Source organism: Sinomonas sp. G460-2 (genome assembly GCF_047759905.1).
Lineage (GTDB): Bacteria > Actinomycetota > Actinomycetes > Actinomycetales > Micrococcaceae > Sinomonas.
Window position 1 is genome coordinate 1 of the sequence record NZ_JBKZWT010000146.1, and the last position, 8,714, is coordinate 8,714.

Genomic DNA, 8,714 nt, shown 5'->3' on the forward strand with positions numbered 1-8,714 from the left:
ATCGAGCCGCCGCCGTCGGTCCCGGGTGCGAACGGCAGCAGACCGGCGGCGACGGCCGCCGCGGAACCGCCCGACGAACCGCCCGAGCTCAGGGCCGGCGCGTGCGGATTCCGCGAGGGCGGCGCGATGCGGTTCTCCGAGTACGCGGTGAGTCCGAACTCCGGGACCTGCGTCTTGCCGAGCGAGACGACCCCCGCGGTTCGGAGCAGTTCGACGAGGGGCCCGTCCGTGGGTGCGGGGCGCGGGCTGATCGTGGCGCTTCCGTGTGTTGTGGGCACGCCCTCGACGTCGACGAGGTCCTTGAACGCAGTCGGCATGCCGTGAAGAGGTGGGAGCGCATCGAGCGTTCCGGCGCGTCGCGCCGCGACGTGGGCCTGATCCGCCGCGGCGGCCGCTTCGAGGGCCCGGTCCGCGGTGACGGTCACGAAGGCCCCGAGGCGGTGGTTCGCGGCCTCGATCACGGACAGGAAGTGGCCCGTGGCGTCCCTCGCCGAGAGTTCGCCGGCGTGCAGAGCGTCGCGGAGGCCTCGCGCGGAAAGGCGGGCCACGCCGTCGTCCATGCGGCCCTCCTCAGGTGTCTCGTCATGCCCCGCCCCGGCGCGGCGTACTCACTATAGGCTTGAGTGAGAACAGCGTTTCATCAGGAGGCACCCATGCCCGACTTCGAATCCGTCCGCGTCGACGAGCTGCCGGCAGGCGTTCTGCTCGACGTGCGCGAGGACTACGAATGGGAGGCTGGTCACGCCCAAGGGGCCTTGCACATCCCGATGGATCAGCTGCCCGCGCGCCTTGGCGAGCTCGATCCCGATGAGGACTTGCTCGTGGTGTGCCGCACGGGCGGCCGTTCGGCACGCGTCACGAGCTGGCTCGTCGACCAGGGCTACACCGCGGTGAATGTCCTGGGCGGCATGGATGCGTGGCTCGAGTCCGGACGGGCCCTCGTATCCGAGAACGGCCATCAGCCGACGGTCCTTTAGTGATCTACACGTTCCTCGGTCCCGAGGGGACCTTCACCGAGGCTGCCCTCCTCAAGGTCCCCGGTGCGCGGGATGCGAGCCGCGTCCCCTCCAGCAACGTCAACGAGGCCCTCGACCGCGTGCGCTTGGGATCGGCGGACGCGGCGATGGTGCCCATTGAGAACTCGGTCGAGGGAGGCGTGACCGCGACGCTCGATGCGATCTCGACCGGCCCCGAGCTGCGGATCGTCCGCGAGGAGCTCGTGCCGATTACGTTCGTCCTCGTCGCCCGGCCGGGGACCCGCCTCGAGGACGTGCGGCGGATCTTCACGCACGGGCACGCGTGGGCACAATGTCGCGGATGGTCGGCGGCAAACGTGCCCCAAGCGGAATATGTGCCGTCGTCATCGACGGCCGCCGGGGCCCTCGGCCTCCTGGACCCGTCTTCGCGCCCCGGCGACGCGGCCATCTGCGCCCCTATCGTCGCGGGGGAGCGGCCCGAACTCGAAGTCCTCGCAGACAACATCGGTGACAACGCGGGGGCCGTTACCAGATTCATCCTCGTCTCCGGCCCGTCTGAGCTCCCGCCGCGGACGGGCGCCGACAAGACGACCGTCGCCGTGCCCCTGCCCGAGGACCATCCCGGCGCGCTCATGGAGATCCTGTGGCAATTCGCGTCACGCGGCGTGAATCTCTCGCGCATCGAGTCGCGGCCCACGGGAGAATACCTCGGCCACTACTTCTTCAGCATCGACGCCGAGGGCCATGCCCAGGACGCCCGCGTCGCGGACGCGCTCGCCGGACTGCACCGGCTGAGCCCGCAGACGCGGTTCCTCGGCTCGTACCGCCGAGCGGACGCCGTCGAGCCGGACGTCCTGGCCCACAACACCGATCGGGCGTTCGACGCGAGCCACGCCTGGCTCCGCGGAATCCTCGGCGCCTAGGGTGCCTTCCGGCGGCTAGCCGTTCACCCGCACGAGCAGCGAGAGCGGGTGGACCTCGACGCTGATGTCGGTCGCGGGGCCGGTCGGATCGCCGTCGACCTGGGTCTCGACCGGCTCGCCGCTGCGGATCCGCACCTTCTGCGCGCCGTAGAAGGACATGACGGGGAGCGGGCGACTGTGCTGGAACGTGATCTTGACCCACATCGAGAGCCACCCGATGAGGCTGCGGGGGCTCATGACGACGATGTCCAGCACGCCGTCGTCGACGTAGGCCTCGGGGATGAAGTCAACGCCCCCGGGGAGCTTGCTGCAGTTCGCGAAAAGGACGCTGCGAATGCGCCTGGTCTGGAAGTCGCCCTCGTCGAGTGAGATGTCGACCTTCTTGCGGCGCCGGCCTGGCATGTGGCGTATGCCAGCCTCGGTATACGCGATCCAGCCCACAGCCTTCTTGAGGTCCTCGTTCGTGTCGCTCAGCACTTCAGCGTCCATGCCCATGCCGGCGATCACGAGGAACGTGTGCTCTGACTTGGAACCTGTCGCGCGGTTCTCGAGCGACAAGGTGGCCGTATCGATGCGCCGCTGCCTGCCGAACAGCGCCGTGTGCACGCATTGGGCGAGGCGCGTGATGTCCAGGTCGAGGTTCCGCGCGAGGAGGTTCCCCGTGCCGAGCGGAACCAGCCCGAGCGCGACGTCCGTGCCCGCGAGGGCCTCCGCGACGACGCGCACCGTGCCGTCCCCTCCGCAGGGAATGACGACGTCGGCGCCCGCCTCGAGTGCCTTGCGCGTCATGGAGTGGCCGGGATCGTCCGCGGTGGTCTCGAAGACGAGGGGGTGCGCCCAGCCGGCGCCGCGGCACGCCGCCTCGATGAGCATCTCGGCCTCGGCCGCGCGGGCCTTCGTGGGGTTCAGGATCACGGCGACCTGTTGCGGCCCCGGCTCGGGGGTCTGGGCGGGCTCGCCGACCGCGCTGCGGCTGTGCTGTTCCCGGAGCCTGCGCACACCCCACCAGCTGGTGACGGCAAAAGCACCAGCTGCCGCGAGGGCACCCCCGATGATCCAGTTGCGCATGGCTCTTTCACTCTATCCCGCGCGCCGCCCGCTGAGCCCACGGCCACACACCCCTGCAGGCCCGATAGGCTTATCCGCGTGATCGACGTCAGAGAGCTCAGCGACAACCCCGAGAAGTTCCGCGCCAGCCAGCGTGCGCGCGGTGCCGACGAGTCCCTTGTGGACAGGGTGCTTGCCGCCGACTCGCGCCGCCGCGCGGCCCTGACCCAGTACGAGACGCTGCGTGCCGAGCAGAACGCCTTCGGCAAGAAGGTGGCCGCGGCGAAGGGCGAGGAGAAGCAGGCGCTCCTCGCGGAGGTCAAGGAGCTCGCGGCGAAGGTCAAGGCGGCGTCCGTCTCGGCGGACGAGGCGCAGGCCGAGCAGGACGAGCTCATGCGCGTCTTCCCGAACCTCGTGATCGACGGCGTCCCGGGGGGCGGCGAGGACGACTACATCGTGGTCAAGACCGTCGGCACCCCGCGCGACTTCGCGGCCGAGGGCTTCGAGCCGCGCGATCACCTCGAGATCGGCGAGCTGCTCGGGGCGATCGACATGGAGCGCGGCGCGAAGGTTTCCGGCGCGCGGTTCTACTTCCTCAAGGGCGTGGGCGCGCGGCTCGAGCTCGCGCTCCTGCAGATGGCCCTCGATCAGGCCATCAAGGCCGGCTTCACGCCCATGATCACCCCGACGCTCGTGCGCCCCGAGACCATGCAGGGCACGGGCTTCGACGTCAAGCACGACGCCGAGATCTACCGCCTCGCCGAGGACGATCTGTACCTCGTGGGCACCTCGGAGGTCTCCCTCGCGGGGTACCACTCCGACGAGATCCTCGACCTGTCCGGGGGCCCGGTTCGCTATGCCGGCTGGTCCTCGTGCTACCGCCGCGAGGCCGGCTCGCACGGCAAGGACACGCGCGGCATCATCCGCGTGCACCAGTTCAACAAGGTCGAGATGTTCTCCTACGTCCCGCTCGAGGAGGCCGAGGCCGAGCACGCCCGCCTGCTCGCGTGGGAGGAGGAGATGCTCGCGAAGGTCGAGCTCCCGTACCGCGTCATCGACACGGCCGCAGGCGATCTCGGCATGAGCGCGGCCCGCAAGTTCGACTGTGAGGCGTGGGTCCCGACGCAGGGCCGCTACCGCGAGCTCACCTCGACGTCGAACTGCACGGGCTTCCAGGCCCGGCGGCTCAACATCCGCGAGCGGATGTTCGACGACGACGGCGCCGCCAGGGGCACGCGCAGCGTCGCGACGCTCAACGGCACTTTGGCGACGACCCGGTGGATCGTCGCGATTCTCGAGCACCACCAGAACCCCGACGGCTCAGTCACCGTCCCGGCCGCGCTGCGCCCGTATCTCGGCGGCCTCGAGGTGCTCCCGGTTCTGTGACGGCCCTCCCCAGCGCGGTAGGACGGTTTCTGGCCGGAAAGACGCACTCAAGCGTTCTTCGCGGCCACAAGGCGTCTCCGAGTCGGGCGAAGTCCGGCCTCGATGAGCTTGGAGCGAAGCTGCGACGGCCTCTCCAGATCTGCCCAGTCCCACCGCACGACTGGGTGGCCTAGCGCCAGGAGCCGATTCTCGCGCCGCTTCTCCCTCCGGATGATCGCGTTCAGGTCTTCTCCGCCCATCAGTTCAGTGCGAAGGTATTTGCCCCAACCGTCGAATTCGCCGATGGGACGCGGCTCTTCCGCCCAGGAGAAATCCGTGCGCCCTATGAACCCGAGGCCGTCGAAGTGCCGTTTCTGAAGTTCCGGTTCCGGGAATCCGAACATGAGCATCAGGGCTCGGCTTACCGACTCTCCGGGCGACTCGGCTCCGGGACGGGCGAGGGCGGCAACGAGCCTGGCGCGCTCCTGCTGTGACCGGTGGGGGAGCCCAGCGATCCGGACTAGCAGGTCGGGGTGGTCCAGGAGAGAAGCCTCAGCGTCCCGCCTGAGAATGCCGTCGGCGACGGTGAGGGCGCGAGCGAACTTTCCTGACGCGAGTACTTCAACGAGCGCTTCGACTTCGGAGATCACCCGAAATCCGCCGACGCGCTCCGCATCGAGCGACCTGTGGAGGTGCCTTCGAACGGGAGGCGGGGGAGTGAGACGAGAGCGCGCGGCGCCGTCGTCCGTCCCTCGAACGGCGAAGGTGTCCGGTTGACGTCCGAGCCGACCCTTCGTGGAGGTGGCTACGTCAATCGCAGGAGGAGCCTTCACGGTCGGGAGGCCGCGGAGGAGCAGCGCAGTTTCGCCGCAGAAGACAGTTTCCGGGTACGCCAAGGCGAGGGCCTCGACAGCCAGTCGGAACCGTTCGTGGGGCGCGGCGCCGAGCCATGCCCGAGTGGGGACGTAAAGGCCACGTCGAAGTCGGACCAGCCGTCCGGCCGCGAAGCCGCGACGCACGTCCGATCCTGGTTCGTAGAGGCGATCTTGGCATGTATTGAGGAGTTGACCGACAGCGTCCATTTCGTGAGCGTTCCAGACCTCCGGGGGGCGAGGCCACAGGGCTTACGTGCCAGGTGGACAACCGTGACGCGTTGGGCTGTGGAAGAATTCTCTTGTGGTCGGGAGACGGTTTCTGGCCGGAAAGACGCACTCACGCGTTCTTCTCGGCCACAAGGCGTACTTTCCCGGGGCGCCCGAACAGCGCCTCTCACGGGACCCAAGGTGAACACTCACACTGTGGGGAAGCCTGTGAGTATTCACTGGCTGTTCACGGTCTGTGCCAGAGCCGTCACCAGCACTGTCGGTCGCTAGTGGTTCACTAGATCCATGACAACAATGCTGAACGCTGGCATCGATGACCAGCTGGGAACCATGAATCGCAAGCTCATCGGCCTCGACGTCGACGGTACCCTCGTGGACCACTTCGGCCATATGAGCCCAGCCGTGCGCGAGGCCGGGCAGGCCCTCGTGGCCGCCGGGCACGAGGTCGTCGTCGCGACGGGCCGCTCGCTCGGCGCGACCCTCCCCGTCGTGGAACTCCTCGGGATCGAGAGGGGCTACGTCGTCTCGTGCAACGGCGGCGTCACGGCACGCATCCACGCCGGGGCGAACGGCGGCTACGAAGTGATCGACCGCCGCATCTTCGACCCGTCGCCCGCGCTTCAAGCCCTTCGCCACCGCCTTCCCGGCGCGAAGTACGCGCTCGAGGACGCCGAGGGCAACTTCCTCTCGACCGAGCGCTTCCAGGACGCGAGCTTCGGCGTCGAGGCCACCGGCGTGACGTTCGAGGACCTCCTCGGCGCGCAGGCGGTCCGCCTCGTGGTGTTCTCGACCGACGCCACGGCAGAGGAGTTCGGCCGTGCCGTCGAGTCGATCGGCCTCCACGGCGTGACCTACTCCGTGGGCTGGACCGCGTGGCTCGACATCGCCGCGAAGGGCGTCACGAAGGCGAGCGGTCTCGAGCGAGTCCGCTCGCTCGTCGGGATCGATCCTGCGCACACCGTTGCCGTGGGCGACGGCCGCAACGACATCGAGATGCTCCAGTGGGCCGGGCGCGGCATCGCGATGGGTCAGGCCCCCGACGAGGTCAAGGCCGCTGCGGACGAGGTCACCTCGGCCGTCGAGGACGACGGCGTCGTCGGAGTCATGCGCTCGCTCCTGTAACGCCGGTGGTCACTCGGGCGAGCCGGCGTCAGCGCGCCTCGAGCATGAGCCGCATGAGGTGCGCGGCGGCGGGACGGGCCTCGAACTCCTCGTTCCAGTGCGCGCGGGCGATCGCCTTCGACACGGCCTGCGCCGTGATGCCGAGCGCCTCCGCGACGGCCCTCTGCTGGCCCCGCACCCCTGGGGTGAGGAGCTCGAGAACCCGCCATTCCGCCGTCGTCCGCCTGGCGATGATGAGGCCAAGGAGGCGGAGGATCGCCGCCGCCTCGGCAGCGAGCACGCGGTCTGGGCCGTCCACGGAGATCGCGGCTTCGTCCTTGATGTGCTGGGCGCGTTCGACGGCGCGGCGCGAGTAGACGAGGCCGAGGCCCGTGACGTCTTGAATCGCCTCGGGCAGCGGCTCGCCGAGAGGGCCGACGCCGATGCCCACGTTCCAGCGCACCCCGCCGCACGATTCGGCGCGCATCGCGGTCAGGCTCGCGTCGATGGCCAGCTCCGCGCTGAGGAAGACGCCTTGGACCTCGTCTCCGACGGTCCGGGCGAACGGCACCTCGGCCCGTGCCCGCGAGAGCGCGCGCAGGAGATTCGGCACCTTGTCCCCCGGTTCGCGGTCGCGCTGATTGATCGTGACCGTGTACATGGCCCGAGCCTATCCGCGTAGATGCCCTCAGAGGCCCGTCAAAGAACGAGCAATGACCTCGTGTCGAGCGAGATCTGACCACTCGATGAGCAAAAAGTGGCCACTCGTCGACTATGCGACGAGTGGCCACGTCTCGTTGAACGAGTGGTCACGATCGACCGGAGCTCAGTGCCCTTCGGCCTCGAAGCGCTTGATCGATGCCTCGAGCTCGGCCTCGGCCGCGGCGCGGTCCGCCCAGCCGGCCGGCTTGACCCACTTGCCCGGCTCGAGGTCCTTGTAGCGGCTGAAGAAGTGCTCGATCTCCTTGACCAGCCACTCGTCGAGGTCCGAGGCCTCCTGAATGTGGTCGAAGCGCTTGTCCGCGGGGACGCACACGAGCTTGGCGTCGCCGCCGGACTCGTCCTCCATGTTGAAGATCGCGATGGGCCGCGCCTCAAGCAGGATCCCGGGGAACAGGTCCACGTCGGGGTACCACACGAGCGCGTCGAGCGGATCGCCGTCCTCGCCGAGCGTGTTCTCGAAGTAGCCGTAGTGCGTCGGGTACTGCATCGAGGTGAAGAGGACGCGGTCCAGGCGGACGCGACCCGTCTCGTGGTCCACCTCGTACTTGACGCGGGAGCCGCGGGGGATCTCGATCGTGACGTCGTGCTTCATGGTGCTCCTTGACTGGCAGCGTGCAGGGGCGGCCGCTCAGGGCGTGAAAACCCGCGGTCGGCGGCAACTAGTATTGAGGATATCCGCACTGGGGGGCGTGCTCTCCCATCGCACGTCGCCGAACAAGCCTCGAACCCCAGGACCGCCACCGTATGAGCAAGTCGCCCGGCCGCGCCCAGAACGCCGTGACGTGGTGGCTCGTCTCGACCCTTCTCGCCATCGTCGCAGTGGTCGGCGGAGCGTATATGGCGCCGGCGTTCCCGGCCCCGCTGCTGAATCCGCCCACGCCCACGCCGAGCGTGCCCGCGTGGCTCAAGCCTCCGTCGTCGGCCGCTCCGCTTAAAGGGGCTACGCCACTTTCGGACTCCGCGCCGACCCCCGCTGCGGCGGCGCTCGCGAAGACGATCGAGGCCCAGCTCGGCCCCAACAACGGGACGTTCGGCGCGGCGGTCCTCGACGGCGTGTCCGGGCAGACGCTCTATAGCCGCGAGGGCGCCGTTCCGGTGGCGCCGGCGTCGAACCTCAAGCTCTTGACGGCCGCGGCCGCCCTCACGACCCTCGGCCCCGACGCGACGTTCCACACCCGCACGGTGCGTGGGAGCGCCCCGGGCAGCGTCGTGCTCGTGGCGGGCGGCGACGTTTTCCTCGGCAGTGGGGATTCCTCGCCCGACGCCGTGGTGGGTCGGGCGGGCATCGCGACGCTCGCCAAGCAGACCGCCGCGGCGCTCGGACCCGTCCACGGGCCCGTATCGATCCAGCTTGACGATTCGCTCTTCACGGGCGCCTCGCTTAACCCCGCGTGGTCGCCCGAGGACGTCGCCGCAGGTGAGGTGGCGCCGATCGCCCCGATCGCTGTCAATGTCGCGCGCGCCCTGCCCGGAGC

Annotated in this window: 10 protein-coding genes; 5 read left to right on the forward strand and 5 right to left on the reverse strand. The window is 69.2% G+C overall.

Going from position 1 to position 8,714, the window contains the following annotated elements; all coding sequences use genetic code 11:
* A partial coding sequence (locus tag ACLN58_RS13605; protein WP_415855797.1) for an amidase family protein occupies positions 1-560 on the reverse strand: 560 nt, incomplete at its 3' end.
* A 93-nt stretch (positions 561-653) separates the two neighbouring features.
* Here ACLN58_RS13605 and ACLN58_RS13610 point away from each other — a divergent pair.
* Complete coding sequence (locus ACLN58_RS13610) at positions 654-977, forward strand: rhodanese-like domain-containing protein (protein WP_415855798.1); 324 nt, start codon at positions 654-656, stop codon at positions 975-977.
* Positions 977-1,900: a prephenate dehydratase gene (gene pheA / locus ACLN58_RS13615; RefSeq protein WP_415855799.1), complete on the forward strand. Its 924-nt coding sequence runs from the start codon at positions 977-979 to the stop codon at positions 1,898-1,900. Before ACLN58_RS13610 ends, pheA begins: the two co-directional genes overlap by 1 nt.
* Positions 1,901-1,915: 15 nt before the next feature.
* On the opposite strand, the gene ACLN58_RS13620 is transcribed toward pheA, so the two are convergent.
* Positions 1,916-2,968, reverse strand: coding sequence for a diacylglycerol/lipid kinase family protein (locus ACLN58_RS13620; RefSeq protein WP_415855800.1), 1,053 nt, complete (start codon positions 2,966-2,968; stop codon positions 1,916-1,918).
* Positions 2,969-3,046: 78 nt separating this feature from the next.
* Here ACLN58_RS13620 and serS point away from each other — a divergent pair, with 78 nt between their 5' ends.
* Positions 3,047-4,333 carry a serine--tRNA ligase gene (serS, locus tag ACLN58_RS13625; protein ID WP_415855801.1) on the forward strand — a complete coding sequence of 429 codons (1,287 nt, stop codon included), beginning with the start codon at positions 3,047-3,049 and terminating at the stop codon, positions 4,331-4,333.
* A 47-nt stretch (positions 4,334-4,380) separates the two neighbouring features.
* Here serS and ACLN58_RS13630 read toward each other — a convergent pair whose 3' ends face one another.
* Entirely contained in the window at positions 4,381-5,331 is a 951-nt protein-coding gene (locus tag ACLN58_RS13630) for a hypothetical protein (protein WP_415855802.1), read from the reverse strand.
* Between the two features lie 369 nt (positions 5,332-5,700).
* Between ACLN58_RS13630 and ACLN58_RS13635 the strand changes: the two genes are divergently transcribed.
* Positions 5,701-6,537 (forward strand): HAD family hydrolase, encoded by an 837-nt coding sequence (locus tag ACLN58_RS13635; protein WP_415855803.1) that lies wholly within the window; start codon positions 5,701-5,703, stop codon positions 6,535-6,537.
* A 28-nt stretch (positions 6,538-6,565) separates the two neighbouring features.
* Here the strand turns inward: ACLN58_RS13635 and ACLN58_RS13640 are convergent, their stop codons facing one another.
* Together ACLN58_RS13640 and ACLN58_RS13645 are read right to left on the reverse strand one after the other, a co-directional pair.
* Positions 6,566-7,177 carry a hypothetical protein gene (locus tag ACLN58_RS13640; RefSeq protein ID WP_415855804.1) on the reverse strand — a complete coding sequence of 204 codons (612 nt, stop codon included), beginning with the start codon at positions 7,175-7,177 and terminating at the stop codon, positions 6,566-6,568.
* Between the two features lie 165 nt (positions 7,178-7,342).
* Positions 7,343-7,831 carry an inorganic diphosphatase gene (locus ACLN58_RS13645; RefSeq protein ID WP_415855805.1) on the reverse strand — a complete coding sequence of 163 codons (489 nt, stop codon included), beginning with the start codon at positions 7,829-7,831 and terminating at the stop codon, positions 7,343-7,345.
* 152 nt (positions 7,832-7,983) lie between these two features.
* Between ACLN58_RS13645 and ACLN58_RS13650 the strand changes: the two genes are divergently transcribed.
* A partial coding sequence (locus ACLN58_RS13650; protein WP_415855806.1) for a D-alanyl-D-alanine carboxypeptidase occupies positions 7,984-8,714 on the forward strand: 731 nt, incomplete at its 3' end.

Excerpts from the sequence above, each read along its gene's own strand:
- ACLN58_RS13640 (WP_415855804.1), bottom strand. The coding sequence starts at position 7,177 with ATGTACACGGTCACGATCAATCAGCGCGACCGCGAACCGGGGGACAAG.
- ACLN58_RS13645 (WP_415855805.1), bottom strand. The coding sequence starts at position 7,831 with ATGAAGCACGACGTCACGATCGAGATCCCCCGCGGCTCCCGCGTCAAG.
- ACLN58_RS13620 (WP_415855800.1), bottom strand. The coding sequence starts at position 2,968 with ATGCGCAACTGGATCATCGGGGGTGCCCTCGCGGCAGCTGGTGCTTTT.
- ACLN58_RS13610 (WP_415855798.1), top strand. The coding sequence starts at position 654 with ATGCCCGACTTCGAATCCGTCCGCGTCGACGAGCTGCCGGCAGGCGTT.
- ACLN58_RS13635 (WP_415855803.1), top strand. The coding sequence starts at position 5,701 with ATGACAACAATGCTGAACGCTGGCATCGATGACCAGCTGGGAACCATG.